19 protein-coding genes are annotated in these 19,879 nt (G+C 56.2%); 9 read left to right on the forward strand and 10 right to left on the reverse strand.

Annotated features, from left to right (window positions below; genetic code table 11):
* From FHW16_RS07870 to FHW16_RS07885, 4 genes are all read left to right on the forward strand, one after another.
* Positions 1-705 carry an ATP-binding cassette domain-containing protein gene (locus tag FHW16_RS07870; RefSeq protein ID WP_182548514.1) on the forward strand — a complete coding sequence of 235 codons (705 nt, stop codon included), beginning with the start codon at positions 1-3 and terminating at the stop codon, positions 703-705.
* Positions 702-3,266, forward strand: a complete 2,565-nt coding sequence (locus FHW16_RS07875) for an ABC transporter permease (RefSeq protein WP_182548515.1) — start codon at positions 702-704, stop codon at positions 3,264-3,266. Before FHW16_RS07870 ends, FHW16_RS07875 begins: the two co-directional genes overlap by 4 nt.
* Before the next feature lie 191 nt (positions 3,267-3,457).
* The gene (locus FHW16_RS07880) at positions 3,458-4,234 is read left to right on the forward strand and encodes a Bax inhibitor-1/YccA family protein (RefSeq protein WP_182548516.1); all 777 of its coding nucleotides are present in this window, start codon (positions 3,458-3,460) and stop codon (positions 4,232-4,234) included.
* Positions 4,235-4,343: 109 nt separating this feature from the next.
* Positions 4,344-4,892, forward strand: coding sequence for a GNAT family N-acetyltransferase (locus FHW16_RS07885; protein ID WP_182548517.1), 549 nt, complete (start codon positions 4,344-4,346; stop codon positions 4,890-4,892).
* Between the two features lie 26 nt (positions 4,893-4,918).
* Here the strand turns inward: FHW16_RS07885 and FHW16_RS07890 are convergent, their stop codons facing one another.
* The 3 genes from FHW16_RS07890 to acnA form a co-directional block, all read right to left on the reverse strand.
* Positions 4,919-5,290, reverse strand: coding sequence for a DUF2794 domain-containing protein (locus FHW16_RS07890; protein ID WP_182548518.1), 372 nt, complete (start codon positions 5,288-5,290; stop codon positions 4,919-4,921).
* A gap of 394 nt (positions 5,291-5,684) precedes the next feature.
* On the reverse strand, positions 5,685-6,455 hold the full coding sequence (locus FHW16_RS07895) for a DUF1223 domain-containing protein (protein WP_246711633.1): 771 nt from the start codon (positions 6,453-6,455) through the stop codon (positions 5,685-5,687).
* 208 nt (positions 6,456-6,663) lie between these two features.
* The gene (acnA, locus tag FHW16_RS07900; protein ID WP_182548519.1) at positions 6,664-9,351 is read right to left on the reverse strand and encodes an aconitate hydratase AcnA; all 2,688 of its coding nucleotides are present in this window, start codon (positions 9,349-9,351) and stop codon (positions 6,664-6,666) included.
* A gap of 301 nt (positions 9,352-9,652) precedes the next feature.
* Between acnA and ccmA the strand changes: the two genes are divergently transcribed.
* The 5 genes from ccmA (at position 9,653) to FHW16_RS07925 (ending at position 12,581) form a co-directional block, all read left to right on the forward strand.
* Positions 9,653-10,294, forward strand: a complete 642-nt coding sequence (gene ccmA, locus FHW16_RS07905) for a heme ABC exporter ATP-binding protein CcmA (RefSeq protein ID WP_182548520.1) — start codon at positions 9,653-9,655, stop codon at positions 10,292-10,294.
* Positions 10,294-10,959: a heme exporter protein CcmB gene (gene ccmB, locus FHW16_RS07910; RefSeq protein ID WP_182548521.1), complete on the forward strand. Its 666-nt coding sequence runs from the start codon at positions 10,294-10,296 to the stop codon at positions 10,957-10,959. Before ccmA ends, ccmB begins: the two co-directional genes overlap by 1 nt.
* Positions 10,960-11,050: 91 nt before the next feature.
* Positions 11,051-11,818, forward strand: a complete 768-nt coding sequence (locus FHW16_RS07915; protein ID WP_182548522.1) for a heme ABC transporter permease — start codon at positions 11,051-11,053, stop codon at positions 11,816-11,818.
* On the forward strand, positions 11,815-11,988 hold the full coding sequence (gene ccmD / locus FHW16_RS07920; protein WP_182548523.1) for a heme exporter protein CcmD: 174 nt from the start codon (positions 11,815-11,817) through the stop codon (positions 11,986-11,988). The genes FHW16_RS07915 and ccmD overlap by 4 nt, the downstream gene beginning before the upstream one ends.
* Complete coding sequence (locus FHW16_RS07925; protein ID WP_182548524.1) at positions 11,985-12,581, forward strand: DsbE family thiol:disulfide interchange protein; 597 nt, start codon at positions 11,985-11,987, stop codon at positions 12,579-12,581. Before ccmD ends, FHW16_RS07925 begins: the two co-directional genes overlap by 4 nt.
* A 4-nt stretch (positions 12,582-12,585) precedes the next feature.
* Here FHW16_RS07925 and FHW16_RS07930 read toward each other — a convergent pair whose 3' ends face one another.
* The 7 genes from FHW16_RS07930 to FHW16_RS07960 form a co-directional block, all read right to left on the reverse strand.
* Positions 12,586-13,014 (reverse strand): hypothetical protein, encoded by a 429-nt coding sequence (locus tag FHW16_RS07930; protein ID WP_182548525.1) that lies wholly within the window; start codon positions 13,012-13,014, stop codon positions 12,586-12,588.
* A gap of 125 nt (positions 13,015-13,139) precedes the next feature.
* Positions 13,140-13,808, reverse strand: coding sequence for a septation protein A (locus FHW16_RS07935; protein ID WP_182548526.1), 669 nt, complete (start codon positions 13,806-13,808; stop codon positions 13,140-13,142).
* Positions 13,808-15,421: a signal recognition particle-docking protein FtsY gene (ftsY, locus tag FHW16_RS07940; RefSeq protein WP_182548527.1), complete on the reverse strand. Its 1,614-nt coding sequence runs from the start codon at positions 15,419-15,421 to the stop codon at positions 13,808-13,810. Before ftsY ends, FHW16_RS07935 begins: the two co-directional genes overlap by 1 nt.
* Positions 15,422-15,444: 23 nt before the next feature.
* Entirely contained in the window at positions 15,445-16,728 is a 1,284-nt protein-coding gene (mtaB, locus tag FHW16_RS07945; protein WP_182548528.1) for a tRNA (N(6)-L-threonylcarbamoyladenosine(37)-C(2))-methylthiotransferase MtaB, read from the reverse strand.
* Positions 16,728-17,621 (reverse strand): diaminopimelate epimerase, encoded by an 894-nt coding sequence (gene dapF / locus FHW16_RS07950; protein WP_182548529.1) that lies wholly within the window; start codon positions 17,619-17,621, stop codon positions 16,728-16,730. Before dapF ends, mtaB begins: the two co-directional genes overlap by 1 nt.
* Positions 17,622-17,752: 131 nt before the next feature.
* The gene (locus FHW16_RS07955; protein WP_281410095.1) at positions 17,753-18,769 is read right to left on the reverse strand and encodes an NADP-dependent oxidoreductase; all 1,017 of its coding nucleotides are present in this window, start codon (positions 18,767-18,769) and stop codon (positions 17,753-17,755) included.
* Between the two features lie 67 nt (positions 18,770-18,836).
* Positions 18,837-19,643: a siderophore-interacting protein gene (locus FHW16_RS07960; protein WP_182548531.1), complete on the reverse strand. Its 807-nt coding sequence runs from the start codon at positions 19,641-19,643 to the stop codon at positions 18,837-18,839.
* Positions 19,644-19,879: the final 236 nt, after the last annotated feature.

Genomic DNA, 19,879 nt, shown 5'->3' on the forward strand with positions numbered 1-19,879 from the left:
GTGACTAAATCCGTCATCACGCTCGATCACATTGAGTTGACACTTGGCTCAGGTGCCTCCTCCGTGCACGTGCTCAAAGGCATTTCTCTTGCCATCAATGCCGGCCAATCGGTTGGAATTGTTGGCCCGTCAGGCTCTGGTAAGTCGACCTTGCTGATGGTGCTTGCCGGGCTTGAACGGATCGATTCCGGCTCGGTCGAGATTGCGGGGCAAAAGCTGGAGACGATGAGCGAAGATGCGACAGCAGCATTTCGCGGCAAGAATATCGGGATTGTTTTCCAGTCCTTTCATCTCATTCCCAACATGACGGCGCTCGAAAACGTTGCCGTTCCGCTGGAATTGGCGGGACATCCTGACGCGTTCGGAATTGCCGAGCGCGAGTTGGCGGCCGTTGGTCTGGCAGACCGGGTAACCCATTATCCTGGCGAATTATCGGGAGGTGAACAGCAGCGTGTTGCCATTGCCCGTGCGCTTGCACCGTCGCCGAAAATCCTGATCGCAGACGAGCCGACGGGAAATCTTGATACGACGACCGGCCGGCAGATCGCCGATCTCTTGTTCCAGAAACAGAAAGACCTGGGTCTTACTCTGGTTCTTGTTACCCATGACCCGGCGCTGTCGGCCCGCTGCGATCGCGAAATTCGCGTTCGTTCCGGACTGATCGAGGCGGATGAAGATGCCCCGCAACTGAAGAAAACCGCATGAGTGCGGCCAGCTCTGCCAGATCGCCATCCTTGAGATTGGCGTTGCGTTTCGCCATTCGCGAGATGCGAAACGGATTATCGGGCTTCTACATTTTCCTTGCCTGCATCGCGCTTGGCGTGGCGGCAATTGGTGGGGTTAACTCTGTCGCCAATTCGGTCACATCGGGCATTTCCACGCAGGGACAAAGCATTCTGGGCGGCGATATCCGCTTTCAACTCAATCAGCGTGAAGTCAATCCGGATGAACGTGCCTTTGTCGAAAGCAAGGGCCGCGTTGCCACCAGTGCCAACATGCGCTCCATGGCACGTCTGGCGGACGGTTCAGATCAATCTCTGGTGGAGGTGAAGGCGGTAGACAACGCCTATCCACTCTACGGGTCCCTCGATACGGCGCCAATGCTGGAGAGGGGCGCACTCCTAGGCGAAAAAGACGGTGTATTTGGTGCAGCTGTTGCACAAATTTTTCTCGACCGGCTCAATCTCAAGCTCGGTGACAGGGTGCTGCTTGGATCAGCCACGTTCGAATTGCGGGCCGTGATCAACAACGAGCCGGATGTTTTGTCCGACGGTTTTGGGTTTGCGCCGCGTTTTCTGGTGTCACTTGAAGGATTGCGAGCGGCAGGGCTGGTTCAGCCGGGCAGTCTTGTCGAGCACAGCTATAAGGTGGCGCTTCCGGCTGGTGCCAGTGAGGCTGATATCACCGCCATTCGCAACGAAGCTCAAACAAAATTCCCGCAGGCAGGCTGGACTATCCGCAGCCGTAACAATGCAGCACCATCGCTCAGTGCGAATGTTGAGCGGTTCTCACAGTTTCTGACCCTGGTTGGATTGACGTCGCTCATCGTGGGTGGCGTCGGTGTTGCCAACGCGGTGCGTGCTTACCTCGACAGCAAGCGCGGTGTTATCGCGACTTTCAAGTCATTAGGTGCTCCGGGCTGGTTTGTCATCGCGGTCTATCTCATTCAGATCGTGCTGATTGCCCTTATCGGCATTGCCGCAGGGTTGGTTCTGGCGGCCATCATTCCTTACATCGCGGGCTATGCGCTGCAGAGCGTGCTTCCCATCGCGGCCAAGGGCGGTTTCTATCCCGGCGCATTGGCATGGGCCGCATTGTTCGGCCTTTTGACCACGCTGGCTTTTGCCATTCTGCCTCTCGGCCGAGCGCGGGACATTCCGGCGACGGCTTTGTTCCGTGAACAGGGATTTGATCAACGGGGCTGGCCGAAGCCGGTTTATATCGCGGTTGCGGTCGGACTTGTTGCGATCCTCTGCGTGTTGGCGGTGTTCTTCGCATATGACAGGCGCATTGCCGTTACATTCATTGGCGCCGTCGCTTTCTCATTTCTCGTACTGCGCGCCGTTTCTGCTCTCGTGCAGTGGCTGGCGCGCCGGGCACCTAGAGTTCGCTCAACAGCGCTGCGCCTTGCCATCGGCAATATCCACCGGCCCGGTGCCTTGACACCCTCGGTTGTCCTGTCTCTTGGGCTGGGATTGACACTGCTGGTGACGCTGGCACTGATAGATGGAAGCTTGCGTCAGCAGCTTGCCGGTAATTTGCCGGAGCGGGCGCCGAATTTCTTCTTTGTCGATATTCAGAGCACGCAAGTTGATCAGTTCACCACCCTCCTGCAACAGGCTGCGCCCCAGGGCAAAATTGTCAGCGCGCCGATGCTGCGTGGACGTATCGTTGCGTTCAACGGTACGGATATTGGCAAACTGACCATCCCGCCGGAAGGCGCCTGGGTGTTGCGTGGTGATCGCGGTATTACCTATGCTAGGAACATACCGGAAAACTCTGTCCTCACGGCGGGCAACTGGTGGCCTGCGGATTATACGGGCGAGCCGCTGGTATCATTCTCAGCCGAGGAAGCCCGTAATCTTGGCCTCAAGCTTGGTGATACCGTTACAGTCAACGCACTGGGCCGCAATATTACGGCTCGGATCGCCAATTTTCGCCAAGTCGAATGGGAATCGCTGGCCATCAATTTTGTCATGGTTTTCTCACCCAATGCGTTTGCCGGAGCACCGCATGCCTGGCTTGCCACTTTAACCGACCCGTCTGCGACGACGCAGCAGGAAGCCACTGTGATGCGGGATGTGACGCGTGCCTTCCCGGCGGTCACATCAGTGCGGGTCAAGGATGCAATCTCTATTGCCAATGAACTTGTGGGCCAATTGGCCGTGGCGATCCGTGCTGCAGCGTCTGTGGCGTTGATCGCCTCCATTCTGGTGCTTGGCGGAGCGCTTGCGGCAGGTAATCGCGCTCGCGTGCACGACGCCGTAGTGCTGAAAACCCTCGGCGCGACGCGGCGGACGCTTATCAAAGCTTTCAGCTACGAATATGTGATCCTTGGTCTGGCAACGGCGACATTCGCCCTTTTCGCAGGCGGCATGGCCTCATGGTATGTGATCGTGCGCGTTATGAAATTGCCCGCATCGTTTCAGCCGGAAGTGGCGGTTTCAACGCTGGTTCTGGCGCTGGTTCTGACGGTCGGGTTCGGCCTTGCAGGAACGTGGAGAATTCTTGGTCAAAAAGCTGCGCCGATACTGCGAACGCTCTGAAATCGTTAAAAAAGCGTAATATGAGGGTATTTTACTGCTGTTTGGGGATGAAACACGCAATCTTGAGTTGATATGCTCTTGTTATCGCCAGCATGAATCCCCATAATTCGCAGCAAGGCATGCTGGGGTCCCGCCAGCGGCGCCTGGGAATCACCCCCGACACCCGACGGGACGAAGCAATGAGGAAAACCATGGCTGACTATCGCAACATCCAGGCCCGTACATCGGCCGGAGTGCGTGTGGACGCGGGGATCGATCAAGGTCTACGCAGCTACATGCTGAAGGTCTACAATCTGATGGGGATCGGTCTCGCAGTGACCGGTCTTGCCGCGCTTGCAATCGTTTATCTCGCAACCACCAATGACGCATCGCTTGCCGCCGCTCAGTTGCCGAATGGCAAGATGCTGACAAGTCTTGGCGTGGCGCTTTACGGCTCGCCACTGCGTTGGGTTGTTATGCTGGCACCGCTCGCCGCCGTGTTCTTTTTGAGCTTCCGCATTGAGAAAATGAGTGTTTCGGCTGCCCAGACAACATTCTGGGTTTATGCGGCGCTTGTTGGCGTTTCACTGTCATCGATCTTCCTTGTCTACACATCCGGAAGCATCGTTCAGACGTTCTTCATCACGGCTGCATCATTTGGTGCGCTGTCGCTCTATGGTTACACAACGAAGCGTGATCTCTCCGGAATGGGTTCATTCCTGTTCATGGGCTTGATCGGCATTCTACTGGCAGGTTTGGTCAACATCTTCCTGCAGTCGAGTGCTTTGCAGTTTGCAATCTCTGCTATCGGCGTTCTGGTCTTCGCTGGCCTGACTGCCTATGACACGCAGAGCATCAAAGAAATGTACTACGAAGGCGACAACTCAGACACCTACGGCCGCAAGGCAATCATGGGTGCGCTGCGTCTCTATCTCGACTTCATCAACATGTTCATGTTCCTGTTGCAGTTCCTGGGCAACCGCAACTGATCCTGGATGACGTGAATCAATAAAAAAGGGCAGCGGAAACGCTGCCCTTTTTCTTGCCGGCGTTGTATTCAGACGTACAATCCCATGTTTGCAGATCGATCGCACCCCCATGACCAGTATCCATATTCGCCCGGCCCAGCCCGCCGACCTGCCGGCCATTACCGCAATCTATCGCGATGCCGTTCTGCATGGCACCGCCACCTATGAAATCGAACCGCCTGACTTGGCCGAGATGACGCGCCGGTTTCATGCGATCACCAGTGATGGCTTCCCTTATACAGTGGCGGAGATCAATGGCGTGGTTTGTGGCTATGCCTATGCCAGCTATTTCCGCACGCGTCCGGCCTATTGGTGGAGCGTCGAGGATTCGATCTACATTTCGCCGGAGGCCAAGGGAAAAGGCGTCGGCAAGGCGCTGCTGCGGCGATTGATCACTGATTGCACTGCACTTGGCTTTCGCCAGTTCATTGCAGTCATCGGAGATGGTCATGATGGCTCGGCATCGGTGCGTCTGCACACGAGTTGCGGTTTCAAACCTTCCGGTACGATCAAAGGATCTGGCTTCAAGCACGGCTGCTGGCTCGACACGGTTCTTATGCAGCTGGAGATGAACGGCGGAACGGCTACCCTACCAGGACCAGCTCCTCTGAGAAGCTGACCGGTACTCTCGGTTGTGACGGTTCCTCAGCTCTTCACGATACGCAAGGATTTATCGAAAACCTTGAGAACCCGGTCAAGTTCCGTACCCCGCTTGAGGATCAGGCCACTGGCGGCAATGACACTGTAGGCACCCTGCTTGCGGGCCAGTCGCGGATTTTTCTCGATGCGATACATGGGCACTTCGCTGGTGCGGCGAAACACCGAGAAAACAGCGCGATCGTTTAAATGGTCAATAGCATAATCACGCCATTCGCCTGACGAGACCATGAAGCCATATATTCTGAGGATTTGATCAAGTTCCCGCCGGTTGAAAGTAACCGGGAGATCACGTGCGCTGGAGAGTGAAATGAGTTTTGCCTGCTGTTGCGATTCGTCGCCACCTGCATTGCTGTCCATCAATCAATCCGCCTTCAAGATTCGCTGCATGACAATTGGATGACAGAAGGGTGACCTGTTCCGCTGTTATTTACAAGACTGTATGTGAGAAGCTCCCTGCAAATGAACATAAAATCGTTATCCAAGCACCGTTTTCACGAAGCAATACGCGGTGTTTCGATTGGTGATAGGGGATCACATTTTCGCCACTTTGCCTACGCATTGCCGCCGGATTCCAGACCCACCTTCTGCCCGTTGTCTGAGACGGTTCGGTCTTGAGCAGTCCGATACCCCAAGCCCCCCGCCCAAACGGGTTGTTCTGGCCGAACCATTCAGTCTCCCAATGACAACAAGCCCCAAGACTTCAGGCTGGTTCTACCAGCCTTTTTTCTTTTTTACGGAATACTCTTTCGAATCAAGGCTTTGTCATGATTGAGGCGCCGATGATCGGGCCCGGTTTGCCTTCACCCAGCATTTCCTGCAAAAGAACGGCGCAGCCTGAAGCTTTCTTGCTGGCGATCTCGGTGAGCGGAATTTCGATCTTCTGTGACTTGCCATCCCACATACCGACCGTCTCCATGGCGCGTACGCTGTTGGCGTAACTGACGTTGCGTCCGCCGTTCTCGCCGTCCGGTATGGATACAATCGTTTCCTTATTGAAATATGCAAGCAGAACGCGCACCGGATTTTTTGCTCCTGGACCCTCGCCGATATTGATGATCAGCCGATCTGGCGCCGTTTTTTCGATGGAGACGGGTACTGTCAGACCAGAATCGCCATTGCGCATCTCGTCGATTCGGCGACGGATCTTCGTGCCGTCCTGACCATTCACATGTTCGCGGCCATTGAGTATCGCCTGTGGCGTGTAAACTCCGGTCAGGCCGAGAGCCTTGCGATAAGCGTTCTGGCGGGCGGTATTTTCGGGTAACGCAAGATTGTCAATCCAGCCACGATAATCCCAGTAATCAACATGAAAGGCGAGAGCTACGATCTTGCCTTCCGCAACCAGCTGCTTGAGCACGGCGTCGGCAGGAGGGCACGAGCCGCAGCCCTGCGAGGTGTAGAGCTCGACAACACCATCCGGTTTCTGGCCGACATTCTGAGCATAAACCGGGCAAGCGAACGCTGCAGCCGCTACAAGCGGACCGGCGATCAGAACGGCTTTGAACAGAGTGGGCAGGGTCAAGGGTGCGAGCTTTCTTCCCGAATTCTTCTTCGATCTTGTATGAGAGTAATTGCCAGACAATTGATAGGGATGCGTTATATCAAGAGGAAGTCACTTTGAGGTGAATTCGATCACGTTTACAGGTAAAACTGTATAAACATCGGCAAAACCGCACAAAAAAGACCGCCGGTTGCCCGGCGGCCTTCAGTTTTCTCAAGGTTTCGCTGATTTATGCAGCGAGATCGCGAAGAACGTACTGCAGAATGCCGCCGTTCTTCAGATACTCAAGTTCGTCGATTGTATCGATGCGGCAGATCAACGGAACCTGCTTGACGCTGCCATCGGCGAAAGTCACCGTGGCATGGGTCTTCTGGCGCGGCTGGATCGTGGCAAGACCTTCGATCGAAACCGTCTCATCACCCTTAAGACCAAGCGACTGCCAGCTTGTGCCGTCTTCCAGAACGAACGGCACGATGCCCATACCGACCAGATTCGAGCGATGGATGCGCTCGAAGGACTGGGAAATCACCGCGCGAACACCGAGAAGGTTGGTGCCTTTGGCTGCCCAGTCGCGTGACGAACCATTGCCGTATTCAATACCGGCAAAGATGACCAGCGGGACACTCTCGGAACGGTACTGCATGGCCGCATCGTAGATCGGCATTTCCTCTTTCGAGGGGTAATGAATCGTGTAACCGCCTTCACGGCCGTTTTCGCCGAGCATGTGGTTGCGGATGCGGATGTTGGCGAAGGTCCCGCGCATCATCACTTCATGATTGCCGCGGCGCGTGCCGTACTGGTTGAAGTCCAGCGGTGCCACACCGTGATCGGTGAGGTATTTGCCAGCTGGCGAGGCCGCCTTGATCGAACCGGCCGGCGAAATGTGGTCGGTGGTAATCTTGTCGCCGAAGAGACCAAGGATGCGGGCGCCCTTAATATCGTTGACCGTGCCGGGTGTCTTGCCCATGCCGACAAAGTACGGCGGGTTCTGCACATAGGTCGAATTGTCGTCCCATGCGTAGGTCTGTCCAGCCGGTACCTTAACGTCCTGCCAGTTCTGATCGCCCTTGAATACATCCGCATACTTTTCCGAAAAGAGCTTGCGGGTGACGTTCTTGGTGATGAATTCCTGGATCTCGTGCGAGGACGGCCAGATGTCTTTGAGGAACACCGGATTGCCGTTCTGGTCTTCGCCCAGCGGCTCAGTGGTCAGATCTTTGGTAACCGAACCAGCCAAAGCGTAGGCAACAACCAGTGGTGGTGATGCCAGGTAGTTCGCCTGAACGTCCGGCGAGACGCGGCCTTCAAAGTTGCGGTTGCCGGAAAGAACAGCCGCAGCGATCAGTCCCTTATCATTGATGGTCTTGGAAATCGGCGCAGGAAGCGGACCCGAGTTGCCGATGCAGGTGGTGCAGCCAAAGCCGACGAGATTGAAACCGAGCTTATCGAGTTCAACCTGCAGGCCAGCATTTTCAAGATAGGCAGCAACAACCTGCGAGCCGGGAGCCAGTGAAGTCTTGACCCAAGGCTTGGACTTCAAACCCTTGGCAGCCGCGTTGCGGGCAAGAAGACCGGCAGCAATCAGCACGCTTGGGTTCGAGGTGTTGGTGCAAGAGGTGATCGCCGCAATGGCAACGTCGCCATGACCGAGATCGTAGTCTTCGCCCTCAACCGGATAGCGGACATCAAGATGTGAGGTCTTCTTGTATTCTTTCTGCAGCGATTCGTGGAAACCGGTAGCAATGCCTTCCAGCGGGATGCGGCCTTCCGGACGCTTTGGTCCGGCCATCGACGGGACTACAGTACTGAGTTCGAGTTCCAGCGTATCGGTGAAAACCGGATCGGCCGAACCGGGTTCACGCCACATGCCTTGAGCTTTGGAATAGGCTTCGACCAGTGCCAGACGGTCTTCGTCGCGGCCCGACATATGCATGTAGTTGATGGTTTCACGGTCGATGGGGAAGAAGCCGCAGGTTGCGCCGTATTCCGGACCCATATTGCCGATGGTGGCACGATCAGCCAGGGTCATGCTTTCGAGGCCGGGTCCGAAGAACTCAACGAACTTGCCGACGACACCCTTCTTGCGCAGCATCTGAACGACAGTGAGCACAAGGTCGGTAGCCGTTACGCCTTCCTTGACCTTACCGGTCAGGCGGAAGCCAATGACTTCAGGCAAAAGCATGGAGACCGGCTGGCCAAGCATGGAAGCTTCCGCCTCAATGCCGCCAACACCCCAACCCAAAACACCAAGGCCATTGACCATAGTCGTGTGCGAATCAGTGCCAACACAGGTATCAGGATAGGCAACGGTAACGCCGTCTTCTTCGTTGGTCCACACAGCCTGGGCCAGATATTCCAGATTGACCTGATGGCAAATACCGGTGCCGGGCGGAACAACGCGGAAGTTCTTGAATGCCTGTTGGCCCCACTTCAGGAAGCGGTAACGCTCGCCATTGCGCTCATATTCCAAATCCACGTTGCGTTTGAAAGCTTGCGGATTGCCGAATTCATCGACGATCACGGAGTGATCGATGACCAAATCAACCGGGACGAGCGGATTGATCTTTTCCGGGTCGCCGCCAAGATTGACCATGGCGTCACGCATGGCAGCAAGATCCACGACTGCCGGAACGCCGGTAAAGTCCTGCATGAGAACGCGGGCCGGACGATAGGCGATTTCCGCGCCGGCGCTGCCGCGATCGACAAGCCATTTAGCTACGTTTTCAATGTCTTTCTTGAAAACCGAGCGGTTGTCTTCAAAGCGAAGCAGGTTTTCGAGAAGGACTTTCATGGAGAAAGGAAGTTTGGAAATGCCTTCGAGGCCGTTTTTCTCAGCTTCGGTCAAGCTGTAATAGACATATTCCTTGTCCCCTACGGATAGGGTTTTACGGCATTTGAAACTGTCAATTTGAGACATGTTGCGTCGTCCTTATGCTACAGGCCTACACCCGGGACGAACGCCTTTGCCGCGTTTCAAGGACGCGCTAAGGTGCGGGTGCAGTCATTTCCGCTGTCCGTCCCGCTACAGGTCCTAGAAGGCGCCCGTATTGGAGATCGGCCAAAAATGGTTTCCACACCGACCGCTGGCATGGTTGATTGGTATATAGAGATTTTCATCGATCTGTGCCAGACCGACATTCGTCAAAATTACGGGCTGCGTCGAAATGCACATACGTCATTCCGGGCGCCAGTCCGGAATCAATAAGAGCGGGAACTTCATGCGGTTAGTCGCCGAAAATCTGGCAGGGGGGCGGGGCGGGGAGATTTTATTTTCCGGGCTCAACTTCGCCCTTTCTGGCACAGAGGCGTTGATGATTACGGGACCGAACGGTGCCGGTAAATCGACTCTGCTGCGAATCATTGCAGGACTTCTGGAAAAGACGGAAGGCCATATCAGGCTTGACGGTGCACCAGCCGGTTTCGAGAACGTTGATGCTGCCTGTCACTACCTTGGTCACCTCAATGCCATGAAACCGGTTCTGACCGTAGAAGAGAATTTACGCTTCTGGCAATTGTTCCATGGGATTGCCCATATCACGGTTGCCGAAGCATTGGAGCGTGTCCAGCTGGGCGATATCGGTCATTTGCCCTTTGCGTATCTCTCCACTGGACAAAAACGGCGTGCGAGCATTGCGCGGCTTCTCATCAGCTACCGTCCGGTTTGGCTGCTGGATGAGCCGACGGCGGGTCTCGACAAGACATCCGAAGAACAATTCGCCGGTTTGATGCGTGACCACCTTAAAGGCGGAGGTATCGTGATTGCTGCGACCCATCTGCCGTTGGGGCTGGACAACCCACAGGAGCTCGTGATGGGAGGAAACGGGCACGTCCGTACGAGACGCTGGGAGGCCCGATCCTGATGTTGTCTCTCTTTCTCCGTGATACGAGATTGGGCCTGCGCGCCGGTGGCGGCATGCTCGTCGGTATATTGTTTTTTCTGGCGATTATCGCGGTTGTGCCATTCGGTGTCGGGCCGGATCTCAAACTTCTGGGGCGAATCGGACCCGCGATGTTGTGGATCGGCGCGCTGCTGGCAACTCTGCTGGGTCTTGATCGTCTTTTTCAGGCGGATCGCGATGATGGTTCTCTCGATCTGCTCGTCATGGCCTCGGAGCGGTATATGCTCGCTCTGACCGTTCTCGTCAAATGTCTTGCACACTGGACAACCAGTGTACTGCCGCTTGTTGTCGCCTCGCCGCTACTCGGGCTTTTCATGAACATGCAACCTTCCGCCATCGGCGCCACAACCCTGACGCTGCTCGTCGGCACACCGGCAATTACGCTGATCGGAGCAGTCGGTGCGGCGGTCGCCGTGGCGTTGCCGCGTGGCGGTTTGCTTGTGTCCGTCATTATCCTGCCACTCACCATTCCGGTGCTGATTTTCGGGGTGTCGGCGGCCTATGGCGCGGTGGAAGACCCTGCGCCATTTGTCGCGCCCTTTCTTATACTCATTGCAATTACGCTGTTCTTTACGGTCATTGGACCACTGGCAGCAGCGGCAGCACTGAAATCGTCGGCCGATTGACATAGATAGCGCGGCGCACGATCTTTTCGGGCTAGGGAGGATCATGCGATGGTGAATTGCGAAAAAGCGCCCGGGAAGCTAAGAAATCACTATGAGTGAAGCAGTTTCAAAAGCTGGCCGCTGGATCGACCTGGCCAATCCAACCCGGTTCATTAATTTTGCGGGTATCGTCCTGCCGTGGCTTGCCGGTATCACGTTACTGGTTCTGGCGGCCGGATTGTGGATGTCATTTCAGGCGCCAGATGATTATCAGCAGGGATCGACCGTCAAGATCATGTTCATCCATGTGCCTTTCGCATGGCTGTCGATGATGTGCTACACGATCATGAGCATCTCTGCGATCGGAACGCTGGTCTGGCGGCATCCGCTCGCGGACGTCTCGGCCAAGGCGGCGGCCCCAATTGGTGCCGCCTTTACCGCCCTGGCTCTGATCACAGGCTCTTTATGGGGCAAGCCCATGTGGGGCACGTGGTGGGTTTGGGATGCACGGCTGACTTCGGTTTTCGTGCTGTTCCTGATGTATCTCGGTATCATTGCACTGACGCGTGCGATGGACGATCCGGCAAAATCCACCAAAGCGACGGCAATTCTGACGCTGGTCGGATTTATCAACATTCCTATTATCAAGTTCTCTGTCGACTGGTGGAATACATTGCATCAGCCGGCCTCAGTCATTCGCATGGGCGGGCCGACCATTCATCCGTCACTGCTCTGGCCGCTACTGGTCATGGCGATCGGCTTCACGCTGCTTTTCTTCACACTTCATATGATGGCTATGCGCAATGAAATCTGGCGCCGGCGCGTGGTGGCCATGCGCCGTATCGCAGCCCGTAGTGCAGAGCGGAGGGGGACACAATGATGACCCATACCGGTTTTGTTCTTGCGTCCTATGGTGCATCCATCATTGTCCTTGTGGCCCTTGTCGCCTGGATACTGATTGATCAGCGAACCCAGCGCCGTGCTTTGCAGGAACTGGAAACGCGCGGTGTTCGTCGCCGCTCTGAAGCGCGAACGGAAAACGCATCATGAGTGAACGAGACACGATTGAACAGGCGCCGCGCCGACGTATCTCGCTGTCTGCCTTCCTGCCCCTGCTGCTGTTTGTAGTTCTGGCCGGCATCTTCGCCTTTCAGCTCGCGCTTGGTCGGGACGAAAGCGTCATTCCCTCGGCTCTGATCGGCAAGCCAGCGCCAAACCTGATACTTCCGGCACTGTCCGGATTGACCAAGGATGGACAGGCGGTTCCTGGAATCGAGCCTGCTTCTTTTAAAGGACAGCTCACTCTCCTGAACATCTTCGGCTCCTGGTGCGTGCCGTGCCGTGCCGAGCATCCGCTATTGATGCAACTGGCAAAAGACAAGCGTTTCCGCCTTGCCGGTCTCAACTACAAGGACAAGGATGAAAATGCGCTGAAATTCCTTGGCGAACTTGGCAACCCGTTTGATCTGGTGGGCATCGATGCAAGCGGTCGTGCCGGCATCGAATGGGGCGTCTACGGCGTGCCGGAGACATTTCTTGTCGGCCGTGACGGTACCATTCTGTACAAGCACGTAGGGCCATTCAGTGAAGCCTCGATCCGGGATGATTTGATGCCCGCCATTGAAAAAGCGCTAAAGCCTTAAACGCTTATTCGCTGTCCAGCATGGCATAGCGGCGAACCCACCCGGCGGCGCGCGAGGCGGCATCTGCCGTGCTGTCATAGGCATGGGTCAACGGTACAGCAATCATGCGGTAGCCGAACGAGGTTTTTTTGCCGACTGTGACGGGCACATCGACCGGAGTGCCAAGCGCGATCGTATCCATCGGTCGGTCGGGTGCAGGTTCGGGAATGGCAAAGGACCGGGCGACCAGCGTCGATGGGTGCTTAGCCTTGATGGTGCAGGTTGCCGTTATCAACGGATAGTCCACACCAGCTGTTTTGCGGATCTGGTTTTCAAGATCGGCACGACAATTCTCCACGCTTGTCCAGCCGGCATCTGTTGTCTTGATGTATTCGCAGATTTTTGCATCGCAGTCGCAGCCCATCAGGGTCATGACAATGAGGGCCGTTTTCATGGCGCGCGCTCTTTCGGAATGGGATTGCCGTCAGCGCGATATTTGTTCCTGGATCGCGGCGGGATTTCGTCGCGATTTGTCTGGAATTGCGGTTCTTTTCAGCCCAATTGTGGCGGGGGAAACGCTTACTTTTTCTTGTTCGCCGTGCCTTTGTCGACCAGAGGTTCAAGCGAGTGTTTCATCACCAGCGGCATCTGTGCAAACGTGAAGAGCAGCGTGATGGGCATGGTGCCCCAGACTTTGAATGCCACCCAGAAATCCGTCGAAAAACTACGCCAGACCACTTCGTTCAATATGGCGAGAAACAGGAAGAATATGCCCCAGCGCATGGTGAGCTTGCGCCAGCCCTCGGCGTCGAGCTTGAAGGCGCTGTCGAAGACATAGCCGAGCAGAGATTTGCCGAAATAGAGGCCGCCAAGCAAAATGACGCCGAACAGCGCATTAATAATGGTCGGCTTGATCTTGATAAAGTTTTCGTCATGAAGCCAAAGCGTCAGACCGCCAAACACCAGCACCACGATGCCAGAGATGAGCGGCATGATCGGCAAACTGCGCAGCATGATCCATGACACGACAAGGGCCACCACTGTTGCTGCCATGAAAAGGGCGGTGGCAAGAAAGATCGGCTCGCCAATATGGGCCAGAACGGGAAAACGCTCGATCAGCCATTCACCGCGGGCATTGGCAAAGAAGAATACCATCAGGGGCCCCATCTCGATTGCCAATTTCAGCAAGGGATTGACGGTCTTGTGGGCCGGGTCCGATGGATCCCGTTCGAATACGGATTGGTCCATCATGCAACTCCTGCGATGGCTTTGGCAAAATCTTTGGCGGCGAAGGGTTCGAGATCTTCGACCTGCTCGCCCACGCCGATGAAATAGACTGGCAATTTGTGTTTGGCTGAAATGGCAACGAGGATGCCGCCCCGTGCCGTGCCATCCAGCTTGGTCATGACCAGACCGTTGACACCAGCGATGTTCTTGAAAATCTCGACCTGATTGAGTGCATTCTGGCCGGTGGTGGCATCAAGTGTCTGCAGCACCGTATGCGGTGCCTCCGGATCGATCTTGCCTAGAACGCGGACGATCTTGGCAAGCTCGTCCATCAATTCAGTCCGGTTCTGCAGACGTCCGGCCGTGTCGATGATCAGGACGTCGCTTCCGGCTTCCTTGGCCTGTTGCCATGCATCAAAAGCAAGACCCGCAGCATCGGCGCCGAGCTTGGAGGAAACAACCGGAGCGCCGGTGCGCTGCCCCCAGATATGCAGCTGTTCAATGGCGGCGGCGCGGAAGGTGTCACCTGCTGCCAGCATAACGCTGAGACCGCCAGCTGTGAGTTTGGCTGCAAGCTTGCCGATCGTGGTGGTTTTGCCCGTACCATTGACGCCGACAACCAAAATGACATGCGGCTTGTGCGAAAGGTCCAGCTCCAACGGTTTGGCAACCGGCCCAAGCACCTTTTCGATCTCCGTCGCCATGATGGCCCTGACTTCTTCCGAACTGATATCCTTGCCATAACGGGTGGCGCTCAAGGAACCGGTGATGCGGATGGCGGTCTCCATGCCAAGATCGGCTTGAATCAGCACATCTTCGAGATCCTGCAGCGTGTCTTCATCAAGCTTGCGGCGGGTAAAGATACCGCCGATGGAGTCGCCAAGCTGCTGGGAGGAGCGCGAGAGGCCTTTGCGCAAGCGCTCGAACCAGGAGAGTCGCTTCTCCGGTTCGACCTCAACGGCGTCTTCAACCTTCTTCTCTTCAACCGTTTTGGTGACGGTTACTTTTGATGAGGCAGGTTTTGTGGGCGCAATCGGCTCAACAGGCGCGGGTACATCGATGGCGGCAGGCTCGGGTTCCCGCACATGGACAGGCGGTGTCAGGACTTCAGCCAAAGTCTGTTCGAACGGCTCTTCCGCAACGTTCAACGGAATGGGGTACTCTTCCTCGACCGGCGGGATGACCGGTTCGAGTTCAGGCAATGCAGTTTCCGGTTCTGCAGGTACGACCGGTTCTGGTTTCGGCGCCTCCTGTTGCGGCAGTTCCGCGATGGGCTCCGGTTCTGGATCGATGACAACAGGTGGGGATTCTTCAACAGCGATAGGCTCAACAACAACCGGTTCAGCCTCAACGAGAATCTCTGTTTCTGCCGGCTGTTCAATGACCGTTTCAACTGCGGGCGCAGGCTCATCAATATGTTCAGCTTCGACTGGTTCCGGTTCAATGAGCTCAACCTGTGCTGGTACAGTCAGGGCTTCCTGTGCAGTTGTATCCTCATAGACCTGCTCAGTTGTCTGATGGACCGGTGCTTCCAGCGCTGGTGCTTCCAATGCAGGTATTGGCGTTTCCGCGGGCACCTCTTCGACAGTCTTCTTGCCGAAAGAAAATATCTTTTTGATAAAACCCAGAGCCATGAATGCTGCTTTGCTTGTTCTGTTTACGCTGCGCGCCGGTCGCTGTGGGCGGCCAGCAGCTTGTCGCCGTCATGCCCGCTGATCGGCCGTTCAATGATTTCGCCAGGCACACCGCCTTCGATGCCGACAAGAGTAAAGCCTTCGGATCGGCCAAGCCCCTCGCGTTCGACGAGTATCCGCTGGCTCGAACCGACAAGACGGTCGAGATGAGAGCGATACGCCGCATCGCCTGCGGCACGCAATCGGGCAGCGCGGGCTTTGACGATCTGACGGTTTAGCTGCGGCATGCGGGCAGCGGGTGTGCCTTCGCGCGGGCTGAACGGGAAGACATGCAGATGTGTCAGGCCGCATTCCTCGACAATACGGATGGAATTTTCGAACATCTCGTCGGTCTCTGTGGGGAAGCCGGCGATGATATCGGCGCCGAACACAATGTCGGGCCTGAGCTTGCGGACATTTTCACAGAACTCGATGGAATTCTCGCGCAGATGGCGACGCTTCATGCGTTTCAGGATCATGTTGTCGCCCGACTGCAATGAAAGATGCAGATGCGGCATCAGGCGGCTCTCGTTGGCGAGTGCTTCCATCAGATCTTCATCGGCTTCGATGGAATCGATCGAGGAAAGGCGCAGGCGCTTCAGATCCGGCACCTGACCGAGTATGGTCTTGACGAGTTTGCCGAGACGCAAGGAGCCCGGCAGGTCGGGACCATAGCTGGTCATGTCGACGCCGGTCAGAACCACTTCATTGTAGCCATTCCCGACCAGACGCTTGACCTGCTCGACAACGCCGCCCATGGGCACCGAGCGGGAATTACCGCGGCCATATGGGATAATGCAGAAGGTGCAGCGATGATCGCAGCCATTCTGCACCTGAACAAAGGCGCGTGCGCGGCCCTCGATGGCATCAACCATGTGGGAGGCGGTTTCGCGCACTTCCATAATGTCGTTGACGCGGACTTTTTCGAACTGGTTGACGCCGAAATCCGGCAGCATGCGGTAGGAGTTGGATTTTAACTTTTCTTCATTGCCGAGAACGAGATCGACTTCATCCATGGCGGCAAATTCATCAGCACCGGTCTGGGCGGCACAGCCGGTGACGATAATGCGTGCCTGTGGATTGTCGCGGCGTGCCTTGCGGATAGCCTGCCGCGCCTGCCGTACAGCTTCGCTGGTGACAGCGCAGGTGTTGAAAATGATCGCGCCGTTTTCCAGCGTGCCAAGTCCGGCGGCGTCGGCTTCGCGCTTCATCACCTCGGATTCGTAGGTGTTGAGGCGGCAGCCAAAGGTGACAATATCAACCGCCATCAGGCAACTCCCTGTGAAGGCTGGCTCTCATCGCGCTGCCACGCGCCGGTGGCAGGGTCAAATGAGCCGGAAAACTCCCATTCAGCTGGACCAGTCATCAGGACGTGATCATTTTCGAGCCATTCGATTACGAGCGGGCCACCGGGAACGGTCACCGTCACGGTTCGTTCCGTACGGCCAGTGCGGGCGGCTGAAACGGCCGAGGCACAGGCGGCCGAGCCGCACGCGCGGGTCAGGCCAGCGCCGCGCTCCCACGTGCGCAAAGTAATCGCGTTCCGGCTGGTCACATGGGCAATCGAGATATTGGCGCGTTCGGGGAAAATCGGGTGATTCTCCAGAAGCGGGCCAAAACGTTCCAGGTCATAGGTCCAGACATCCTGATCGACCCAGAAGATCGCGTGCGGATTGCCCATGCTTGCAACCGATGGAGAATGCAGCACCGGCGCATCGATCGGGCCGATCTGCAGCTCGATCTGCCGCGTGTCATGGAAAGGTTCGGCCAGCGGGATTTCCTGCCAGTCGAAACGTGGTTTACCCATATCGACAGATATAAGGCCATCCGGATGTTCGTGGGCCGTCAGAATTCCGGCAATGGTTTCGAAGGTGAATTCGCGCTTGCCCGTCTCGGAGGCTAGAGCCTGAACAACGCAACGCATGCCATTGCCGCAAGTCTGGGCCTGCGTGCCGTCGGAATTGATGATTTCGATGAATGCCTCTGTGTCGGGCCGGCGCGGGGCGTGGATGGCCATGATCTGATCGAATTTGGTGGCGGAATCGTGATCCAGCGCAATGGCAGCGGCTGGAAGAATATGATCCACACGGCCACGCATGTCGGCAACGATGATTTCGTTGCCAAGCCCGTTCATCTTCGCAAATTGTGCGCGCTCTGCCATGCTTCCGTCAGCCTGTATTGCCGTTTTCATGTCGATAGAGGGCTTATATGGCGGAAAAGGTGAAGAATTGCCAGTGCCAGCCACTGCAAAGCCTTGTCAAAGCTGCGTCATTCACGCGCGCTGGCCACCGATTAGGCTACCTTGATCACCAGCTTGCCGAAATTATGCCCGTCGAGCAGGCCAATGAAAGCTTTGGGCGCATTGGTAAGTCCATCGACAATGTCCTCACGGTATTTCACGTCACCGCTGTGCAGCCAGGCATTCATGGCTTCGAAGAAAGCGGGGCGCTGATCGACGAATTCTCTGTTTATAAAGCCGCGCACAGTCAGACTCTTTTTCAAAATATCGCGCATGAGGGCTGGCAGACGATCATTGCCGGATAGATCGAGGCTATTATACTGCGCGATTAGACCGCAGACCGGTATGCGTGCAAAGGTATTGAGAAGCGGAAAAACAGCATCCCAGACCGGGCCGCCGACATTTTCGAAATAGACATCGATTCCGTTGGGGCAAGCGTCTTTCAGCTGGTTGGCAAAGTCGGGTGCGCGGTGATCGATAGCTACGTCGAAGCCAAGTTCATTTTTGATGAAGGCGCATTTGTCCGGTCCTCCGGCAATACCCACGGCTCTCGCTCCCTTGATTCGAGCGATCTGGCCGACGGTTGCGCCAACCGGGCCGCTGGCTGCAGCCACGACAACCGTTTCACCGGGTTTTGGCTGGCCGATGGTCAAAAGTCCGGTATAGGCGGTGAAGCCTGGCATGCCAAGAATGCCAACGGCGGTGGAAAGCGGCGCCGCCTCCGAGTTGAGTTTGCGCAGGCCAACGCCATTGGAAATGGCATAGCTCTGCCAGCCGGAATGGGAGAGGACGATATCACCGGCGACATAATCAGGGTGATTGCTCTTCACGACTTCGGCAACCGTGCCACCTTCCATGACGTCGTTTACGGCGACGGGCGCGGCATAGGATTTCGCGTCGTCCATGCGGCCGCGCATATAGGGATCAAGTGACAGAAGCAGGATTTTCAGGAGCAGTTCGCCGCTACCGGGAACGGGGATGGGCTGTTCCTCTATGCGGAAGTTTTCCGGTTTCACACGGCCTTGTGGACGTGAGGCCAGAACGATGCGGGTGTTATGCGACTGGGACATGATCTGCTCCTTCATACGGAAGATGGCGACCCTATCCCAGCCATTTCAAAGCAACAATGCCTTGTTGTCAGTGTGGTTCGTGAGCGTCAGCCACACCACGCAACCAGTAACCGGCCGCCTTCACCCATTCGCTGTTCAGGCTGCGCTGTTCGACCAGAAAATTGCGTATCGATTTCGATATGTTGCTCTCGCAAGCAATAAAGGCGTAGCAATCACCCTCGGGCAAGGTCAGGCTTTCAACTGTACGCAGCAGAAGGTCGTTGTTGCCCGCTTCCGCTCCATTGCGGTGAACCCACTTTATGTCGGCCCTGGCGCTGGTCTTGAGGTTCTGTTCCTCAGATTTGTCGGCAACTTCGATCACCGCGACAACCCGCGCCGTTTCCGGCAACTCTTCCAGACGTCGGCTGATCGCGGGGAGGGCCGTCTCGTCTCCGGCCAGGAAATACCAGTCATAGGCATCGGGAATGATCATCGAACCACGTGGTCCGCCGATGACAATCTGCTGGCCGGGTTTTACCTGTGCCGCCCATGTGGATGCTGGCCCGTCGCCATGCAGCACAAAATCCACATCAAGGGTGTTGGTTGCAGGATGATAAGCGCGCGGTGTGTAGTCCCGCATTTCCGGACGTGGTTTGTCCTCAGGAAAGCTGACGCCATCAGGGCCCAGAACCGGAACAATCGGCCCGCTTCCGGCAGGAGGAAAGAAAATCTTGATATGGTCGCCGTATCCGGCGCTGACAAACCCTTCCAGCTGGTCGCCAGCAAGGGTGACGCGCACCATCAGCGGCGTCAGATGTTTGACGTCCTGTACCTCCAGAAGGCGTAGGCGGGTTTCGTGGCGGATTCTATGAGGTGTTTTATTTATGAGTGTCATTATCAAGAAATACCTTTCCCGCTAACGGACTTCAATGGGGCACTTCACACATTTCTGTCATCACCCTGTATTGCCATCATAAGACTTTATTCACCTTAAAATGGTTCACTTGCGTGAGTATGTGGCTTCCGGCCAAACGGAAATGACTCTGGATACTGTGGCGATATTGCCAGTTCAGGGAGTTTTTGTTGCTTCTGCCAAGGTGACAAGCCGGAAACAGGCCTGTTTTGCCGCCT

Origin of the sequence: Phyllobacterium myrsinacearum, from assembly GCF_014138285.1 — a bacterium.
GTDB classification, from domain to species: domain Bacteria; phylum Pseudomonadota; class Alphaproteobacteria; order Rhizobiales; family Rhizobiaceae; genus Phyllobacterium; species Phyllobacterium myrsinacearum_A.